The sequence below is a fragment of the Caulobacter sp. FWC26 genome, assembly GCF_002742645.2.
In the GTDB taxonomy this organism is placed as follows: Bacteria; Pseudomonadota; Alphaproteobacteria; order Caulobacterales; family Caulobacteraceae; genus Caulobacter.
In genome coordinates, this window is record NZ_CP033875.1 from 2,127,724 (window position 1) to 2,146,224 (window position 18,501).

Below are 18,501 nucleotides of genomic sequence, written 5' to 3' on the forward strand. Positions count from 1 at the left end.
TGTCCTAAACCCGGTGGGGTTCTTCGCAGTCGCGAGGAGCGTCCAAGGGCCAGAGCCTGTTTTCGGAGCCTCGTTTCGTGGTCGATGTTTTTGACGAAGTCGAAGAACAGCTTCGGGCGGAGCGCTACCGCACGCTAGCCAAGAAGTCGCTGCCCTGGGTGGCGGCGGCTGCTGCGGCGGCGGTGATCGGCGTGGGCGGCTTCTGGGGATGGCGCACCTATCAGACCGATCAGGCCGACAAGGCTTCGCAGGCTTACCAGGCTGCCTTGGAAACCGCTCAGAAGCAGGGGCCGGCCAAGGCGTTCGACGGTTTCAAGAGCGTCGCCGACATCAACGCCAAGGGCTACAAGTCGCTGGCGCTGATGCAGATGGGCGCCATCCGCCTCGAGGAAAGCAAGACCAAGGAGGCCGTCGCCTATTTCGACGAGGCGGCCAAGGTCGCGCCGAACGCGATGATCGGCGACCTGGCGCGCCTCAAATCCGCCTTCGCTCTGATGGACACCGCCTCGTACAAGGATATCGAGACGAGGTTGACGCCTTTGGCGGGGGAAAAGAGCCCGTACCGCGTGTACGCCAAGGAGGCCCTGGCCTTCGCCAAACTGCAGGCCGGTGATCTGGCGGGCGCGCGGGCGGATTTCGTCATTCTGGCCAATTCGCTCGACGCCAACACGTCTGAGGCCGTTCGGCAGCGCGCCCAGGCGGCGATGCAACTGATCGACTCCGGTTCCGCCAAGGCCCTGCCGGGCGCGGTGAAGGCCGCCGCGGCCCTTCCGAAGACTCCGCCGATGATGCAATTGCCGCCCGCCGTCGCCCCGAACGCCGCCCAATGAGCCATAAAATGATCTCCAAGCGTTCCGTGGCGCTGGTCGCGCTGATGTCGACCGCGATGGCTGTTTCCGGCTGTTCGACGGTCTCCAAACTCAACCCCTTCGACAAGGGTGAGAAGAACAAGAGCACCGCCAGCCAGGGGCAGCGCATCTCCATCATCGCCTTCGACCAGAAGGTCGAAGCCAATGAGTCGCTGAAGGGCGCCGACTTCTTCCTGCCCGATCCCACGGTGCAGGCGGAGTGGCGCTTGCCGGGCGGCAACGCCGAGCAGTCCATCGAGCACGTCGACGCCGGCAAAGCGTTCGAGATCGCCTGGAAGAAGGGTTTCGGGAAGAAGGCCGGCGCCAAGTTCCATGTCACCGCGCCCCCGGTGGCGTCCGCCGACCGCATCTTCGTCATGGATGGCGAAGCGGACGTGGTGGCGCTGGATGCGCGCTCGGGCGCCACGATCTGGCGCAAGGATCTTCGACCGGCTGCTGGTCCGACCCGCAAGGGCGGCTTCATGGGGCTGATCCCCAAGAAGAACGACCGCACGGGCTTCGGCGGCGGCCTTGCCCTCAGCCCCGACAACAAACTGTACGTGGCTTCGGGCTTCCGCTTCGTCGCCCAGATCGACGCCGCGACCGGCGCCATGGGCTGGACCCAGCCGACCTCGACCCCGGTCCACGCCGCGCCGACCGTCGTCGACGGGCGCGTCTTCGTGGTCTCGACCGACAACGAGCTCTTGACCTTCGCCGCCGAGACGGGGGTGCCGGGCTGGACCTATCAGGCCCTCAGCGAGCCTGCCCGGATTCTGGCGGCCTCGACCCCGGCCGTCAGCGGCGACACCGTGGTGTCGGGCTTCGCCTCGGGCGAACTGATCGCGTTGCGCGCCGCCAACGGCAACGACCTGTGGAGCGAGGCGCTCAGCCGCGCCAGTCGCACCAATGCGCTGTCGGAAATCCGCGACATTCCCGGGCGTCCCGTCATCTATAAGGGCGACGTGTTCGCGGTCAGCCACTCGGGCGTGTTCGCGGCGACCGATCTCCGTTCGGGTCAGGCCCGCTGGAGCCTGCCGGTGACCGCCATCACGACGCCTTGGGCGGCCGGTGACGTCGTCTATGTGGTGGACAAGGCCGGGCAGGTGATCTGCGTGTCGCGCGAGAACGGCGCGGTCTATTGGATCCAAGACCTCAACGACTCGGCCAACCTCTCCAAGAAGCAAAAGAAGAAGCGCGCCAAGAAGCCGCGCCTCTGGTCGACCCCCATCCTGGCCAACGGCCGGCTGATCACGGTCTCCAGCGAAGGTGAGGCCGTCGCCCTGAACGCCAAGACCGGCGCCAAGGAAAAGACGCTGAAGATCGGCTCGCCGGTGCTGCTGAACCCGATCGCTGTGGGCGACATGATCTACCTCGTCACCGACGACGCGGAGCTCGTCGCCATCCGTTAGCCGTCTGGTCCTCCGCAGGACCAGAGGCCAAAGCCCTTGAAGCCCGGGTCGGCGAAAGCCGGCCCGGGCCTTCGCTTTTTCGGCTCCCTTTTGCGATAGGGGCGAAAATCGACTACTGGACGCCTATGCCTTTGAAACTCGCCATCGTCGGCCGCCCTAATGTGGGCAAGTCCACGCTGTTTAACCGTCTTGCCGGCAAGAAGCTGGCGATCGTCGACGACCAGCCGGGCGTCACGCGCGACCGCCGCTACGCCTCCGGCAACCTCGGAGATCTTGAGCTCGAGCTCATCGACACCGCAGGCTTCGAGGATGTCGATGACTCCAGTCTGGAAGCGCGTATGCGCGCCCAGACCGAGGCCGCAATCGAGGAGGCGGACGTCTCGCTGTTCGTCTTTGATAGCCGTGAGGGCGTGACTGCGCTCGACGAGGTGTTCGCGGCCATTCTGCGCAAGCGCGACAAGCCGGTGATCGTCGCGGCCAACAAGGCCGAGGGCAAGGCGGGCGAGGCCGGCGCCGGCGAAGCGTTCCGCCTCGGCCTGGGCGAACCGATCCCGATCTCCGGCGAGCACGGCGAGGGCATGGCGGAACTGTACGCCGCGCTTTTGGCCTTCGAGCCGCAGGCGGAAGAAACCGACGACGAAGACGACGACAGCAAGCCGATCCGCATTGCGATCATCGGTCGCCCGAACGCGGGCAAGTCGACCCTCGTCAACCGCCTGCTGGGTGAAGATCGCCTGCTGACCGGCCCAGAGGCCGGCATCACGCGCGACTCCATCTCGGTGGACTGGGAGTGGGATGGTCGCAAGATCCGTCTGGTCGACACCGCTGGCCTGCGCCGCAAGGCCAAGGTGCAAGACAAGCTCGAGAAGCTGTCGACCGCAGACACGATCCGCGCGATCACCTTCGCCGAGGTGGTGTTGCTGGTGATGGACGCCACCCACCCGTTCGAAATCCAGGACCTGCAGATCGCCGACCTGGCGGAGCGGGAAGGGCGGGCCGTGGTGTTCGTGCTGGCCAAGTGGGACCTGATCGAGGATCAGGCCGCGCACCTCACGGCCTTCCGCGAGCATGCCGAGCGCATGCTGCCCCAGCTGCGCGGCGCGCCCGTCGTGGCGCTATCGGGCGAGACGGGCAAGGGCATCGACCACCTGATGCCGGCCGTCATCAAGACGCACCGCGATTGGTCGACCAAGGTCAAGACCCGCGACCTCAACGACTGGCTGCAGATGGCCATGCAGCGGCACCCGCCGCCGGCCGTGAACGGCAAGCGGGTCAAGCCCAAGTACATGGCCCAGACCAAGGCGCGGCCGCCGACGTTCGTGCTGTTCTCCAGCCGCGCCGACCAGATGCCGGATCACTACCGGCGCTATCTGGTGAACAGCCTGCGGGAAAGCTTCGATCTGCCGGGGGTGCCGCTGCGGATCACCGTGAAGTCGGGCGCCAACCCCTATGCGGATGGCGAAGCCAAAGGGCACAGCGGTCGTGGCAAGCGCGAGTTCGAACGTCGCGAGCGGGAAGAAGAGCGCATTCGCGCCTCGCGCAACACGGTCAAGAAGTCCAAGCGCCTGGCTGAAGAGGCCGCCGCTAAGGCGGCGGAAGCCGCCGGGCTGCCGGATCCGGGCAAGGCTGCGGTAAAGTCTGTGAAGAAGAAGGGCCCAGCCGTCGCCAAGCCTGCCGCGCGCGACACCGCCGTTGCGGCCGAACCCGGCAAGGCTGCGGTCAAGTCGGTGAAGGCCAAGGGGCCGCGCGCCCAGAAGAAGGTCTCCACCACGCCAAGCTACAAGGTCGGCGCGAAGGCGGCCGGCGGCAAAGCGGCCGGGCCAAAGCGTCCGACGGCGGGGGCGCGCACGGTGCGCGGCAATACTGGTCCGAAGTCGAAGGGGCGCTAGCAGGCCGCAGCCGCCCCCTTCGGGCCGCCGTTCTCCGGTCAGGCGTCGATCGACGCCGACTCCTGCCCGCGTTCCTTGAAGCGGACCACGCCCTTGGGCGCGGGGCGGTCGGTGCGCAGCAGGTCGACGATAAACGGGGCGATCGTCTCCGGCGCCGGAACGGTCGCGGGATTTTCGCCCGGGAACGCGGCCGAGCGCATCTTGGTGCGCATCGCGCCCGGATCGACGCAGAAGGCGCGCACCGTGGTGTTCTCCATCTCGTCAGCATAGACGTCGACGATCGCCTCCAGAGCCGCCTTGGTCGCCGTATAGGCCCCCCAGAACGCCGGGCGCGTCTTGGCGACGCTGCTGGAGAAGAACAGGGCGCGACCCGCATCCGACGCTCGCAGCAGCGGGTCCATGGCGCGGATCAGGCGCCAGTTGGCCGTCAAGTTGGTGGACAGGATCATGTCCCACCCCTTCGGCTCGAGATGGCTGACGGGCGTCAGAGGACCCAGGACGCCGGCCGCGCCGACCAGGATGTCGAGCTTGCCCCAGCGCCGGTGGATGGCGGCGCCCAGATGGTCCAGACCGTCGGGCTCGCGCAGGTCCAGCGGCACGAGCGTAGCGCGTTCACCTGTCGCCTGAAGGATGGCGTCGTCCAGCGCCTCTAGAGCGCCCTGGGTGCGGCCCACGGCGATCACATGGGCGCCGGCCTCGGCCAAGCCCAACGCGACGGCTCCCCCGATGCCGCGCGTGGCGCCGGTAACAAGAGCGATGCGGCCGGCCAGCGGCTTGGAGGAGTCAGAGGTCATGGGGGCGTTCTAGTGCAGGGAAGTCGAAACGAAAACCAGCGGAAGCCCTTAAGCTTCTGCGGTCTGGCGCGGCCGCGTCGCATAGTGCTGGGCGATCACCGAACAGGCCATCAGCTGGATCTGGTGGAAGATCATCAAGGGCAGCACGATGATACCCGCCGTGGCGCCGGGAAATAAAATCCCAGCCATGGGCACGCCCGTGGCCATGCTCTTCTTCGAGCCGCAGAAGATGATGGTGATCTCGTCTTCCTTCGAGAATCCAAGCGCCCGAGCGCCATAGGTCGTCGCCGCCAACACGACCGCCAGCAGCGCGCAGCAGGTGATGAAGAGGGCGACCATCTCCAGCGCCGAGACCTTGCTCCAGATGCCGCCGACGACCGCCTCGCTGAAGGCGGCGTAGACGACCAGCAGGATCGATCCGCGATCGACGTAGCCGACCAGCTGCTTGTGCTTTTCGATCCATTTGGAGACCAGCGGACGGGCCAGCTGGCCCACGATGAAGGGCAACAGCAGCTGGACGACGATGTCCTGGATGGATTTCCAGCCGCCGGCCGCACCGCCTTGGGTGTGCATCAGCACGCCGACCAAGACGGGTGTGACGAAGATACCAAAGAGGTTTGAGGCCGAAGCCGCGCAGACCGCTGCGGCGACGTTGCCGCGGGCGATCGAGGTGAAGGCGATCGAGGACTGCACCGTCGAGGGCAGGCAGCACAGGAACAGCATCCCCGCCGCCAGGGTCGACGACAAGACGCCCAGCTTGCTGGCGACCAGGCCCAGAACCGGGAACATGACGAAGGTGAACGCCAGGATCGTCAGATGCAGACGCCAGTGGGTGACGCCCGCCACCACGGCTTCGCGCGACAGCTTTGCCCCGTGCAGGAAGAACAGCAGGGCGATCGCCAGTTTGACAACGATCGACAGCCCCTCGGCCGCCACGCCACGTACGGGCAGGACCGACGCCAGGACGACCATGCTGAACAGGGCGATGACGTAGGGCTCGATCTTCAGCTTGTCGAGCAGGCGTTTGAAACCCATGGACAAAATCCTCGTCCCACCCGGTGATGGCGGGACGAGGGGTATGTCACGCGCTGACCAGCAGCGAAAGCTGCTTGTCGTTGGTTTCGTTGCGGCCTTCGGCGATCTCGCGGTCCGTCAGGCGGGTCGGATAGTCGCCGGTGAAGTAGTGGTCGGTGAATTGCGGCGTCGCCGGATCGCGCTGACCGGCTTCCAGGGCGTCATAGAGGCCGTCCACCGACAGGAAGCCCAGCGAGTCGACCTCCAGGAACTTGGCCATTTCCTCCAGCGATTTGTTGGCCGCCAGCAGCTGCTCGCGCTCGGGCATGTCGATCCCGTAAAAGTCGGGCCACTTGATGGGCGGGCTGGCTGAGCGGAGGTGAACCTCCTTGGCGCCGGCCTCGCGGACCATGCGGACGATCTTCAGCGAGGTGGTGCCGCGCACGATCGAGTCGTCGATCAGCACCACGCGCTTTCCGGACAGGATGGCGCGGTTGGGGCTGTGCTTCATGCGAACGCCCAGCTCACGGACGCCTTGGGTCGGCTGGATGAAGGTGCGGCCCACATAGTGGTTGCGGATGATGCCCATCTCGAACGGAAGACCACTCTGCTGGGCGTAACCGAGCGCGGCCGGCACGCCGCTGTCGGGCACGGGCACCACGACGTCGGCCTCGACGCCGGTCTCCTTGGCCAGGTTCATGCCCATACGCTTGCGCACGCCATAGACCGAGCGGCCGTTCACCACGCTGTCGGGGCGGGCGAAGTAGACGTACTCAAACACGCAAGGGCGCGCGGGGGCGGTCTGGAACGGCTTGGTCGAGGTGATGCCGGTCTCTTCGATCACCACCATCTCGCCGTGCTCGATGTCACGGACGAAACGGGCGCCGATCATGTCGAGGGCGCAGGTCTCAGAAGCCAGCACCGGCTTGCCGTCCAGGTCGCCCAGCACCAGCGGCCGGATGCCCAGCGGATCGCGCACGCCGATCATCTTCTTGTTGGTGATAGCCACCAGGGCGTAGCCGCCCTCGATCTGGCTGATCGCGTCGACGAAGCGGTCGACGATCTTGGCCTTCCTTGAGCGGGCGATCAGGTGAAGGATCGCCTCGGAGTCCGAGGTCGACTGGAAAATCGCGCCTTCCTGCACCAGGCGCTCGCGCAGGGTCAGGAAGTTGGTCAGGTTGCCGTTGTGGGCGATCGCAACACCGCCGGTCTCGAGATCGGCGAACATGGGCTGGACGTTGCGGATGAAGCTGCCGCCGGCCGTCGAATAGCGCGTGTGGCCGATGGCCATGTTGCCCGGCAGGCGTTGCACCAGGTCGGAGCCCGTGAAGGCGTCGCCGACATGGCCCATATGGCGTTCGGTGTGGAAGCGATTGCCGTCGAAGGCAGCGATGCCGCAAGCCTCCTGGCCGCGGTGCTGAAGGGCGTGCAGGCCCAGCGCGGCGATGGCGGCGGCGTCACGCACGCCGAACACGCCGAACACCCCGCATTCCAGGCGGAGGGTGTCATCCTCCGGATCGCGCCAGGGCGCAGAAGAGTAGCGGTCGGTCGACTGGCCCAGGAAAGTCATCGCGATTTCTCCACCAGGTCGTCGAGGTTCCGACGCTGGTTCTCATCATAGCCTTTTCCCGACGATTCCTCGCCGGACGTATTGTCGCCGCCGTCCTTGACGGCGTCCTTGATCGCGGGGGCCAGCTTGCCGGCCAACGCCTTGCCCTTGGGAGCGAAGACCTTCAGCACGGTCCCGCTCACTTCCGAGAGCGGATAGAAGATCGAATCCTCCACCCAGCGCGGCATGCGGTCGGGCGGCGTCGCCAGATGCAGCAGAAGGTTGAAGACGCCCAGGATCACGAAGGCGCGGATCAAGCCGAAGCCGGCGCCGACCGCTTGGTCTAGAACGCCTGCCGAGGTGTCATGCAGACTGGCGGTGATGCGCCCGCCGATCAGGCGGACGATCAGGAAGACGATCACGAACACGACCAGCACCGCCGTGGCCGTCGCGGCCCAGTCCGGATCCATCATCGAACGGAACAGGGGGCCGGTGACGCGCAGCCCAAAAAGGGCGATGGCGGCGGCGAAGATGAAGGAGAGCGCCGAGGTCAGTTCGCGCGAGGCGCCCCGCACCCAGCCCGTGACGCCGGAAACCAGCAGGAGCAGGCCGGCGATGATATCGAACGGTGTCACGTCAAACTGGTCCAGATCTCGTCGCCGATGCGGCGCACGGCGTCCGTCAGGCGCGCCACGCCTGCGACGGGCAGTGCGCCGCCGCCCTCAGGCAGGCCGGCGAGCGGGCCGAGGGCGCGGCCAAACCCCAGTTTCGCGGCTTCCTTCAAACGGGTCTCCATCCGACTGACCGGGCGGACTTCGCCCGACAGGCTGAGTTCGCCGAACACGACGCAGTCCTGGGGCAGGGCGACGTCCAGGGCGGAAGAGGCCAGGGCCGCCGCCGCCGCGAGATCCGCCGCCGGTTCGGTAATGCGCAGGCCGCCGGCGACGTTCAGATAGACGTCCTTGTCGCCAAAACCAAGGCCGCATCGGGCCTCGAGTACGGCGAGCACCATGGCCAGACGCCCGGAGTCCCAGCCGACGACGGCGCGGCGCGGCGTTCCGTAGGCCGACGGCGCGACCAGGGCCTGGAATTCCACGAGCACGGGGCGCGAGCCCTCGATGCCGGCGAACACCGCCGCGCCGGCCGCGCGCTCGCCGCCCTCGTTGAGAAACAGGGCTGAGGGGTTCTTGACCTCGCGCAGGCCCACATCGCCCATCTCGAACACGCCGATCTCGTCGGTCGCGCCGAAACGGTTCTTGGCGCCGCGCAGGATACGGAACGGATAGCCGCGCTCGCCCTCGAACGAGAGTACGGCGTCGACCAGGTGCTCGACGACGCGCGGGCCGGCGATCTGGCCGTCCTTGGTGACGTGACCCACGAGCAGGATCGCCACGCCCTTCTTCTTGGCCAGGCGCACCAGCTCGGTGGCGCAGGCGCGCACCTGGGTGACCGTGCCGGGTCCGGCCTCGTGGGCGTCGCTCCACATCGTCTGGATCGAGTCGATGACCACCAGGTCGAAGCTGTCACGCTTCAGGCCGTCGAGGATGTCGCGCAGGGCGGTCTCGGCGGCGAGGCTGACATTGGCTTTGGCCAGACCCATGCGGTCGGCGCGGCCCCGGATCTGCTCGACGGCCTCTTCGCCCGAGATATAGGCGCAGGATACGCCCCGCGCGGCGGCGCTGGCGCAGACCTGAAGCAAGAGGGTCGACTTGCCCACGCCCGGATCGCCGCCGATCAGCAAGGCCGAGCCGGGCACCACGCCCCCGCCGCAGACGCGATCGAACTCGTCGACGCCGGTCAGGATGCGGGGAGGGGGCGCTGTCTCGCTTTCCAGTCCCGTGAACTGCAGTCCGCGCACGCGGGTGGCCTTGGTCGCCGACAGGGCGCCGGGCGGCTTGGCGCTGACCTCTTCGACCAGAGTATTCCAGCTCTGGCAGGCCGAGCACTGTCCGGACCATTTGGTCTGGACCGCGCCGCAGGACTGGCAGGCGTAGACTGCGCCGTCGCGGGCCATGAGGTCTCCTGATTCTCGAATGCCGGGAGACTACAGGCTGGCGGCGCGCTGCGCCAAAGACGGACGCATGCGCGTCAGCGCGAAGCGCCGACGTATCGCCGAACGCCGCGCAGCGTCAGTCGAGTGAGGCGCTCGTAGGCGGTCGTTCCCGCTGCATCCGCCGCATCGTCGACCGGCAAGTTGGCGCCGAACAGTTCGACCATCGCGCCCGGACGAGCCGCGTCGCAGTCGGTGACGTCCACGGCGATCAGGTCCATGGACACGCGGCCCAGCATAGGCCGCCGCGCACCGTCAAACCAGACTTCGCCATGCGGGAAAGCGGCGCGAGGGACGCCGTCGGCGTAGCCGGCCGCGACAATGGCCACGCGGGTGTTGTCGCTGGCGGTCCAACCTGCGCCGTAGCCAATGCTCTCGCCGCGCGGGACGACGCGAACCTGTAGGATCGGCGCCTCGACGGTCGCCACCGGGCGGATCTCGGGATGAGGACGCCCCTCCGGCCCGCCGCCGTAGAGGCTGACGCCGGGGCGGGCCTGGTCGAACCGATAGGCTTCGCTGAGGAAGAGGCCGCCTGAGTTAGCCAGGCTGCGCTTGACGCCCGGTAGCATGGCGGCGGCTTCCTGGAAGCGCTCGAGCTGCTTGGCGTTCTGCGGATGCTCGGGCTGGTCGGCGCAGGCAAGGTGGCTGACGACCATCTCCAGGTCCAGCCGCTTCAGACGGTCGACGGATCCGACCAGAACCTTCAGCTCTTCCGGACGCAGGCCGAGCCGGTTCATGCCGGTGTCGACGTGCAAGGCCGCCCGCAGGCGCCCTGAGCGCGCCTGAACGTTCCAGGCTTCGACCTGGGGAAGGCTGTTGAGAACGGGGATCAGCTTTGCGCCCTCGAGCGTGTCGCCTGATCCCGGCGTGGCGCCGTCCAGCACATAGATGCGAGCCTCGCGGTCGCCCAGAGACTGACGCAGGGCCACGCCCTCGGCCAGCCGGGCGACATAGAAGCTGCGCGCGCCTTCCGCCCAGAGGCGATCAACGACCGGAGCCGCGCCCAGGCCGTAGGCGTCCGCCTTCACGGCGGGCGCGACCTCCGCATCGCCCGCGCGCGCGCGCAACGCGGCGTAGTTTTGCGCCAGAGCGTCGAGGTCGATGGTTACGCGGATGTCGTGCGGGTCGGTCACCTCTTGGGCCTAGCCGACACCGCCCTTGCGTTCAACGGATTAACCGGGATGGGCGAGCAGGAACTTGGCCACGAGGTTCTCCACGCCGGAAGCGATGATCTGCACGCCGATGCAAAGCAGCAGAAACGCTACCAGCCGCGACAATACGCGGGCGCCGGAAGGGCCCAGCATCCGCATGACCTGACCTGAGGCGCTGTAGCAAAGCCAGACAAGGATTGCGACGAGCGCGGCCGCCAAGCTGGCGCCGATGAAGAACGGCGCCACCGCGTCGCCTTCGGTCGGCCGCTGAGAGGACAGGGCGATCGCCACCGAGATCGAACCCGGACCGGTGGTGAAGGGCATGGTCAGCGGGAAGAAGGCCACGTCGTTATGGCTCTGGGCCGACTCGGTCTGATTGGCCTTGCGGTCTTCGTTCTGCTCGGGGTCCATCAGGAGGCCCCAGGCCCGGATCGCCACGACCAAGCCGCCCGCGACCCGCAGCGCGCCGATGCTGACCCCGAAGAAATTGAGGATATAGCCGCCCAGCAGCAGCGACCCCAGCAGCACCAGAAACGCGTAGAAGCCGATAGCGCGCGCCAGCTTCAGGCGTGCGGGTCGCGACCGGTTTCCCATGGCCTGATCGAAGATCAGGGCCGCCCCGACCGGGTTGACGATCGAGAAAAGCGCCGGGAACGCCAAGAGGAAGGCCCCGATCAGGCTGGAGGTGGGTAGCGGGCTGAAGTCCATGTGACTCGTCGGGCTGGGAGGCGAGGCGCCGACCGTGGCTCGCCCAGGGCGACAAAGTCAAACCTGACAGGCCTGTCCGGTTTACAGGGTGTCCACAGCCGCGCGCTCGGCGGGCCAGTGATCGAAGCTCATGACAAACTGCTGCGCGGTGGCGTCGGCGATCAGAACGCCGTCGGGTCGGCGAAAGTCGGCGCGCGTGGTGATCAACTGCCGTGTTTGCGCCACCACCCGCGCCTCGATCTCAAGCGGCGTGTCTCGACAGACCCTAAGGAAGTTCATCTGCAGGTTCACGGTGCGGTAGAGGCGGTCGTGAGGCACGATGGTCATGGCGGCGAACGCCAGGACCTGATCGGCCAGCGCTGCGAGATAGCCTCCAAACAGGGACCCGTCCGCCGTCGCGAGGGCGGGATCGGGGCGCCAGGATTTGCGCACCCAGCCCTCGCCCCAATCCTCAAGCAATCCCAGCTTCAAGGTGCTGACGATTGGCGGCGGTGTCGCGACACCGGCCTTGAGTGCGTCCAATCTTTCGGTCGCCCAGGTCATCGCGTGGCCTTTTCGTTGTCGGTGGAGCCAACATAGGTTTGTTCCGCGCTCGTGGTTACTCGACATCGGGCGCGGCGAGACTGCGGGGGAGCGACACGTGACGACTGTTGAAAAGACTCGGAAATCTCCCCGGCAAAGCCGATCTCAGGACTCTGTCGACTGCATTCTCGAGGCTGCGGCTCGGATTCTGGAGGTCAACGGCGAGGACGGCTTTACGACGAACGCCGTCGCTCTACGCGCCGGTGTCAGCATCGGAACGCTCTATCGCTACTTTCCGAACAAGCGCTCCATCCTGGTCGCCTTGGCGGAGCGCGAGACCGAACTGCACCGACGGGCGGTGCGTAAGATCACATCTGGCGAGGCGCCGTTGGCGCGAGATCGCGCGTTGATCCGAGCTTTTGCGGGCGCTTTTGCGCGACGCGACGGCGCGCGCAGGATCGCGATGAGCGCCATGCTCGCTGACGCGGACCATGCCGAGCTCGCCTCCCGTTTCGCCAGCGCCGAGGAGGGGATCACCGACGCCGGTGGGCGGCCTTTGTCGCGCATCCAAGCCTTTGTGCTGGCGCGCGCGATCCATGGCGCGTTGCGGGCTGCGGTGCTGGAAGGTGTGGATTTCCTTCAGAGCCGCGAGTTCGAGGACGAACTCGTCCGCCTTGGCCGCAGCTATCTGGGGTTCGGGGTCGCCACGGCGCGATAGGCTCGCCCTATTCGTCGGACGGGATGTTCCGCGCCTGGGCGAAGTAGTGGTCGCGGGCCAGGTTGCCAAAGCGGGTGGTGTCGCTGTTGAACGACAGGCGCACTGTGCCGATGGGGCCGTGACGTTGCTTGGCGATGATCACTTCGGCCAGACCCTGAAGCCGATCCATCTCTTCCTGCCAGGTCAGGTGTTCGGGGGTGCCTTCGCGCGGTTCGGCGCGGCCCACATAGTAGGCTTCGCGATACACGAACCAGACCATGTCGGCGTCCTGTTCGATCGAGCCCGACTCGCGAAGGTCGGAGAGCTGGGGGCGCTTGTCGTCGCGCTGTTCGACCTGGCGCGACAGCTGCGAGAGGGCGATGACCGGGACGCTGAGCTCCTTGGCCAGGGCCTTTAGGCCCATGGTGATCTGCGAGACTTCCTGCACGCGGTTGGCGTTGGCCCCGAGGTCGGAGCCGGTGACCAGCTGCAGGTAGTCGACCACGATGAGATCCAGGCCGACCTGACGCTTCAGGCGGCGGGCCCGGGCGGTCAGCTTGGCGATCGAGATACCACCGGTGGCGTCGATGTAGAGGGGGGCGTTCTGCAGCTCCATGGCGGCGTCGCGAACGCGTCCGAACTCGCTGGCGTCGATCTCGCCCTTGCGTAGGCGGTCGCCAGACACGCCCGAGGCGTCGGCCAGCATACGCAGAGCCAGCTGTTCGGCGCTCATTTCCAGCGAGTAGAAGGCGACGACGCCGCCCTGGACGGTCTTCTTGGTCCCGTCGGGCTGGATTTCGTAGGCGTATTTCTTGGCGATGTTGAAGGCGATGTTGGTCGCCAGCGCCGTCTTACCCATCGAGGGACGGCCGGCCAGGATGATCAAGTCGGACGGGTGGAGGCCGCCGATCTTCTGGTCCAGGTCGATCAGGTCGGTGGCGACGCCCGACATGCCGCCGTCGCGGCTGTAGGCTTCGGCGGTCATTTCGACAGCGCCGCGCAGGGCGTCTCCGAACGACACAAAGCCCGACGACGCCGCGCCGCTTTCGGCCAGGCTGTAGAGCTGCTGTTCGGCGGCTTCGATCTGATCTCGCGCGGCGCGCTTCTCGTCGTTGCCGCCTTGGGCCGCCGTGGCGATATCGCCGCCGATACGGATCAACTCGCGGCGCAGGGACAGGTCGAAGATCACCCGCGCATAGTCGCTGGCGTTGGCGGCCGGCGGCGCGCGATCGACAAGGTCGGCCAGGTAGCGCAGGCCGCCCAGTTCCTCGAACGCGGGATCCTTCTTGAACTCGTCAGCCAGCAGAATGGGCTCGGCCAGCTGGCCCTTGCGGACGTGAGTCTCGATGGCCTGGAACAGGCGCTGGTGGAATGGCTCGTAGAAGCAGCGGGCCTGCAGATTGTCGCTCAGGCGCTCGTAGGCGGCGTTGTCGTAGAGCAGGATGCCCAGCAGCGCCTGTTCAGCCTCCATGTTGTGCGGCGCCACGTTGATCGTGGGCTCGGGAGGCGTGGGGAGAACGAGGTCGAGCGCGGGTACGAGGGACATCGGCATAAGTTAACGCGGCGCGTCTTGCGGCGCTCGGGCCAGTTGCCCGGCGACCCAAGATGAACGGGGATGTTCTGTGTATGTTTTCGCCGCGCTGATGCGCAAGTCAGACCGCCGGAAGGGGCGTCCGCTTCTGACGTTGGCGTGAAGAGAACGGGCGCGGAGATGGCTCTCCGCGCCCGCGCGTGTTGGATCCAGGGATCCAGTCAGCCTACCAATTGACGCTGACGCGGCCGTAGAAGAAGCGGCCGTTGAAGCCGAACGGCGAGAAGCCGGTGAAGGCCGTGGCGTTGGTGGTGTTGATGTTCGCCGGCGTCCGGTTGGGATACTCGTCGAACAGGTTGTTGGCGCCGATCGCCAAGTTGACGCGCTCGTTGATCGCGTAGCGACCTTCCAGGTCAACGACCGCCTTCGCGCCCGTCCGCACGTCGAACGCCCCGGTGGGGTCGTTGTTGGGCGACAGGACCGAGCCGTAGAAGGTCGTCTTCAGCGTCGCGCCCCAGGCCTCGCGGCTCCAGTCGCCGGCCAGGGTGATCTTCCGCTTGGGCGTGCCTTCCTCAAAGGTCAGCACGTTGGCCCGGGCGAAAAGGGACGGCGGCACGGGCAGCGACGAGATCGTGTTGGTCGTCGGCAGCTTGGTGACGTCGGTCTTGTTGAAGTTAGCCGCCGCGGTCAGGTCAAAGCGCCCGGCCTGCTCGTCGTCGATCCGATAGCGGGCCACCACATCGACGCCCTTGGTCTTGGTGTCGACCCCGTTCAGGAAGAACCGCGCCGCCGTCACGTTGAACGGCGCCAGCAGGTTGTAGATCGCCGTCGCCGTGGCCGTGCCGGTGGCCGAGCCCTGGATGTTCTCCGAGAGTACGATCCGGTTGTCGATCTTGATCTGGTAGGCGTCCACCGTGAGCTCGAACGGTCCGCGGTGGAAGACAAGGCCGGCCGAGTAGTTGTTCGACTTCTCGGCTTCCAGCGGCTTGGCGCCCAGCACCTTGGCCACGGCGCTGGTGGCCGGGAAGGTGCCCACCTCGACCGGCGTCGAGACGCCGTTGACGATGATGAAGTTGGTCGAGGTGGTGGTGAAGAACTGTTGCTGCAGGGCCGGGGCGCGGAAGCCCGTCGAGGCCGCGCCGCGGATGGCGAAGCCGTCGGACAGCTCGTAACGCGCGGCGAGCTTGCCGGTCGTCGTGGCGCCAAAGTCCGAATAGTCCTCGTAGCGGATGGCGGCCGAGGCGGTGAAGCGCTCGGTCAGGCGCGATTCCAGGTCGAGGTAGAGGCCGATGTTGTCGCGGTCCCGCGACAGCACGTTCGACGGCTGGAAGCCGGGGAAGCCTTGAGCGCCTGCGGCGGCGGTGGTGATCGGGCCGCGGTTGTACGAGGTCGGTTCACCGGCGCGGATCGAATAGCCTTCCCAGCGCGCTTCGGCGCCGAAGGCGACGTTCAGGGGCTCATAGGCGCCGATATCGATACCGCGCGACACGTCCAGCCCGACGACGGTCTGGTCGTAGGTCATGCCGCCGGAGTTGAAGCTGGTCTGGCTGGCCGCGCCGTAAGAGGCGTTGGCCGAGCTCTCGGTGCGGTAGTCGATCTTGTTCTTGCCGTAGACAACGTTCAGGTCGACCTTGAAGCCCGCCAGATCGCCCTTCAGGCCGAAGGCGGCCGTGGAGTCTTCGATGTCGGTCGCGATGATCGGCAGGTAGCCGTTCGGATAGATCGAGGCGACCGGCGTCTGGCGCGCGTCGCCGACGATGCGCGGGAAGGCCGCGCTGCCGCCTTCGCGGGTCTGGTAGCCTGCCCAGCCATAGGCTTCCCAGCCCGAGCCCACCGGCAGGCCGGCGTTCAGATAGACAGTCTTGTCCTTCACCTCGGCGTCGCCGTAGCGCGAGGTCACGCGGGCCGGGGTGACGCGGTTGTCGATATCGCCGCGGCTGGTGGGGTTGCGGTCACGATACTCGGCCGAAACGGTCAGGAAGCCGTCGGGACCGAGCGGCAGGCCTTGCCAGGCCTGGACTGTCACGGTCTCACCGTCGCGCTCGCGGCGGCCGTCGGTGTTCCGCGCGGTTTTGACCAGCGTATTGTAGCCGCCGTAGGTGATCGTCGCGCCGCCGCCCGATCGGGCTTCGCGCAGGCGCAGGTTGATGACGCCGGCGATGGCGTCCGAACCGTACTGCGCGGAGGCGCCGTCACGCAGGACTTCGACGCGGTCGAGCGCGATGGTCGGGATCGCGTTCAGGTCGACAGCGGCCGAGCCGCGACCGATCGAGCCGTTCACGTTGACCAGGGCCGACGAATGGCGGCGAGCGCCGTTGACGAGCACCAGGGTCTGGTCGGGCGCCAGGCCGCGCAGTGTCGCCGGGCGGATGTGGTCGGTGCCGTCAGTGATGGCCGGTCGCGGGAAGTTGATCGACGGCGCCAGCGTCGAAAGCGACTGGGCGAGCTCGGTGGTGCCGGTTCGGGTCAGCGCCTTTTCGCTGACGACGTCAACGGGCGCAACGGTGTCGAGGCGCGAGCGGCCGGCGGTGCGGGTGCCCGTGACGACCAGTTCTTCGACAGAGGTCTGGTCAGTGTCGCGGGCCGTTTGGGCTTGGGCCATGGTGGCGATGCTCGCGACCGAGACGGCGGCGAGTAGGAAGGTCTTGTAGCGCATCGATTACCCCTCTCGTGATCGGGGCGCTCCACGCTATCGCGGCGCGCTCCGGACGGGGTCTAGTCGCCCCGCACCGAGAACATGGGTCGTTCACAATTTAGACACAAGGCGCCTCGTCTCGAAGCGTTCTCATAACGGGCGCAGAAAAAAACGGCGCGGATCGCTCCGCGCCGTTCTTCTGAAACCTTCAGAACCCTGACGGGTCTTAGGCCTCGTAATGATCGCCTTCGTGCGAGCCAGCGCCACCTTCCAGCATGTCCTGGGCGGCTTCGGCGTCAGCGGCGCGATCTTCTTCGAACTGAGCGGCGATGACGTTTTCGCCGCGCGCTTGGCGCTCGGCTTCGTCTTGGCTGCGCGCGATGTTCAGGGTGACCGTGATGGTCACTTCGGCGTGCAGCTTCACCTTCACTTCGTGAACGCCGAGCGTCTTGATCGGCTTGTCCAGGACGACCATCGAGCGGTCGACCTTGCCGCCTTCGGCGCGGATGGCGTCAGCCACGTCGCGACCGGCGACCGAACCGTACAGCTGACCGCTTTCGCCAGCTTGACGGATCAGGACGTATTGCGTGCCGTCCAGCGCTTCGCCGTTCTTGGCGGCCGCTTCACGGTTCTTCACGTTGCGGGCTTCGATCTCAGCGCGCTGAGCTTCGAAGTGGGCCAGGTTCGCCTTGGTGGCGCGCAGGGCCTTGCCGCGGGGCAGCAGGTAGTTGCGGGCGAAGCCGTCCTTGACGGTGACTTCGTCGCCGAGGACGCCGGTGCCTTCAACGCGTTCGAGCAGAATGACTTTCATCGTGGCGTCTCCCTTACTTCACGACGTAGGGGAGCAGAGCCAGGAAGCGGGCGCGCTTGATGGCCTTGGCCAGTTCGCGTTGCTTCTTGGCCGACACCGCGGTGATGCGCGACGGCACGATCTTGCCGCGTTCGGAAACGTAACGCTGCAGCAGCTTCACGTCCTTGTAGTCGATCTTCGGCGCGTTGGCGCCCGAGAACGGGCAAACCTTGCGGCGACGGAAGAACGGACGGCGGGCGCCGCCAGCGGCGGCGGCCGGAGCGCCGGCTTCGGGAGCAGTCGTATCGGTCATGATCTATCTCTCCCTTACGCCTGAGCCTGAGCGCCGAAGTCTTCGCGCGGACGTTCCGGGCGATCGCCACGGTCACGACGGGCGAGAACCGGCGACAGTTCCAGGTCCAGCTCTTCAACGCGGATCGTCATGAAGCGCAGAACGTCTTCGTTGATCAGCAGCTGGCGCTCCATTTCCTTCACGGCCGCCGCCGGGGCGTCGATCGCGAGCAGGGAATAGTGACCCTTGCGGTTCTTCTTGATGCGGTAGGTGAGGTTACGCAGGCCCCAGTACTCGATCTTGGCGATGTGACCGCCATTTTCTTCGATGAGGGCTTTGAGTTGCTCGTTCAGAGCTTCGGCCTGTTGCGGCGAGATGTCCTGCCGCGCAATGACCACGTGTTCGTAGAACGCCATGTTTTCCTTCTTCCATTGTGGAAGGCGGCGCAGACGACGATGGAAGTTCGTCGACCACGATGGATCCTGCAAGCCGAGCGGGGCGAACCCCGGTCCCGGATGGGTGCGTGCAAGACCGCCTTCCGTGAGAGCGCGCGCTATTACAGGAGAAGGGCGACAAACGCAAGCTAGCGCACGGTTTGCCGCAAGATCGGGCGCCCGCATGA

At 66.7% G+C, this 18,501-nt stretch carries 17 protein-coding genes; 4 read left to right on the forward strand and 13 right to left on the reverse strand.

Annotation, left to right across the window (positions count from 1 at the left end; genetic code table 11):
* Positions 1-77 precede the first annotated feature (77 nt).
* The 3 genes from CSW63_RS11655 to der all read left to right on the forward strand — a co-directional run bounded on the left by CSW63_RS11655 (position 78) and on the right by der (position 4,146).
* Positions 78-830 (forward strand): tetratricopeptide repeat protein, encoded by a 753-nt coding sequence (locus tag CSW63_RS11655; RefSeq protein WP_099503555.1) that lies wholly within the window; start codon positions 78-80, stop codon positions 828-830.
* A complete protein-coding gene (locus CSW63_RS11660; RefSeq protein WP_099503553.1) occupies positions 827-2,257 on the forward strand; it encodes a PQQ-like beta-propeller repeat protein in 1,431 nt (476 codons plus the stop codon). The genes CSW63_RS11655 and CSW63_RS11660 overlap by 4 nt, the downstream gene beginning before the upstream one ends.
* A 125-nt stretch (positions 2,258-2,382) precedes the next feature.
* Positions 2,383-4,146, forward strand: a complete 1,764-nt coding sequence (gene der / locus CSW63_RS11665) for a ribosome biogenesis GTPase Der (protein WP_099503551.1) — start codon at positions 2,383-2,385, stop codon at positions 4,144-4,146.
* A 38-nt stretch (positions 4,147-4,184) separates the two neighbouring features.
* On the opposite strand, the gene CSW63_RS11670 is transcribed toward der, so the two are convergent.
* The 8 genes from CSW63_RS11670 to CSW63_RS11705 all read right to left on the reverse strand — a co-directional run bounded on the left by CSW63_RS11670 (position 4,185) and on the right by CSW63_RS11705 (position 11,955).
* Positions 4,185-4,940: an SDR family NAD(P)-dependent oxidoreductase gene (locus CSW63_RS11670; RefSeq protein WP_099503548.1), complete on the reverse strand. Its 756-nt coding sequence runs from the start codon at positions 4,938-4,940 to the stop codon at positions 4,185-4,187.
* 48 nt (positions 4,941-4,988) lie between these two features.
* Positions 4,989-5,975, reverse strand: coding sequence for a bile acid:sodium symporter family protein (locus CSW63_RS11675; RefSeq protein WP_099503547.1), 987 nt, complete (start codon positions 5,973-5,975; stop codon positions 4,989-4,991).
* Between the two features lie 46 nt (positions 5,976-6,021).
* Positions 6,022-7,524, reverse strand: coding sequence for an amidophosphoribosyltransferase (gene purF, locus CSW63_RS11680; RefSeq protein ID WP_099503545.1), 1,503 nt, complete (start codon positions 7,522-7,524; stop codon positions 6,022-6,024).
* Positions 7,521-8,138, reverse strand: coding sequence for a CvpA family protein (locus tag CSW63_RS11685; protein ID WP_099503542.1), 618 nt, complete (start codon positions 8,136-8,138; stop codon positions 7,521-7,523). The genes purF and CSW63_RS11685 overlap by 4 nt, the downstream gene beginning before the upstream one ends.
* Entirely contained in the window at positions 8,135-9,517 is a 1,383-nt protein-coding gene (gene radA / locus CSW63_RS11690) for a DNA repair protein RadA (protein ID WP_062099601.1), read from the reverse strand. Before radA ends, CSW63_RS11685 begins: the two co-directional genes overlap by 4 nt.
* A gap of 74 nt (positions 9,518-9,591) precedes the next feature.
* Positions 9,592-10,686, reverse strand: a complete 1,095-nt coding sequence (gene alr / locus CSW63_RS11695) for an alanine racemase (RefSeq protein ID WP_062099602.1) — start codon at positions 10,684-10,686, stop codon at positions 9,592-9,594.
* 39 nt (positions 10,687-10,725) lie between these two features.
* Positions 10,726-11,412, reverse strand: a complete 687-nt coding sequence (locus CSW63_RS11700) for a MarC family protein (RefSeq protein WP_062099603.1) — start codon at positions 11,410-11,412, stop codon at positions 10,726-10,728.
* Between the two features lie 81 nt (positions 11,413-11,493).
* The gene (locus CSW63_RS11705) at positions 11,494-11,955 is read right to left on the reverse strand and encodes a PaaI family thioesterase (RefSeq protein ID WP_062099604.1); all 462 of its coding nucleotides are present in this window, start codon (positions 11,953-11,955) and stop codon (positions 11,494-11,496) included.
* Positions 11,956-12,052: 97 nt separating this feature from the next.
* Here CSW63_RS11705 and CSW63_RS11710 point away from each other — a divergent pair, with 97 nt between their 5' ends.
* Positions 12,053-12,652, forward strand: coding sequence for a TetR/AcrR family transcriptional regulator (locus tag CSW63_RS11710; RefSeq protein WP_062099605.1), 600 nt, complete (start codon positions 12,053-12,055; stop codon positions 12,650-12,652).
* A gap of 7 nt (positions 12,653-12,659) precedes the next feature.
* Here CSW63_RS11710 and CSW63_RS11715 read toward each other — a convergent pair whose 3' ends face one another.
* The 5 genes from CSW63_RS11715 to rpsF form a co-directional block, all read right to left on the reverse strand.
* Positions 12,660-14,183 carry a replicative DNA helicase gene (locus CSW63_RS11715; protein ID WP_062099606.1) on the reverse strand — a complete coding sequence of 508 codons (1,524 nt, stop codon included), beginning with the start codon at positions 14,181-14,183 and terminating at the stop codon, positions 12,660-12,662.
* Between the two features lie 205 nt (positions 14,184-14,388).
* Positions 14,389-16,818, reverse strand: coding sequence for a TonB-dependent siderophore receptor (locus CSW63_RS11720; protein WP_062099607.1), 2,430 nt, complete (start codon positions 16,816-16,818; stop codon positions 14,389-14,391).
* A 205-nt stretch (positions 16,819-17,023) separates the two neighbouring features.
* Positions 17,024-17,608, reverse strand: coding sequence for a 50S ribosomal protein L9 (gene rplI / locus CSW63_RS11725; RefSeq protein WP_062099608.1), 585 nt, complete (start codon positions 17,606-17,608; stop codon positions 17,024-17,026).
* Positions 17,609-17,621: 13 nt separating this feature from the next.
* Positions 17,622-17,900 (reverse strand): 30S ribosomal protein S18, encoded by a 279-nt coding sequence (gene rpsR / locus CSW63_RS11730; protein ID WP_004615089.1) that lies wholly within the window; start codon positions 17,898-17,900, stop codon positions 17,622-17,624.
* Between the two features lie 14 nt (positions 17,901-17,914).
* Positions 17,915-18,295, reverse strand: coding sequence for a 30S ribosomal protein S6 (rpsF, locus tag CSW63_RS11735; protein ID WP_062099609.1), 381 nt, complete (start codon positions 18,293-18,295; stop codon positions 17,915-17,917).
* Between the last annotated feature and the right edge of the window lie 206 nt (positions 18,296-18,501).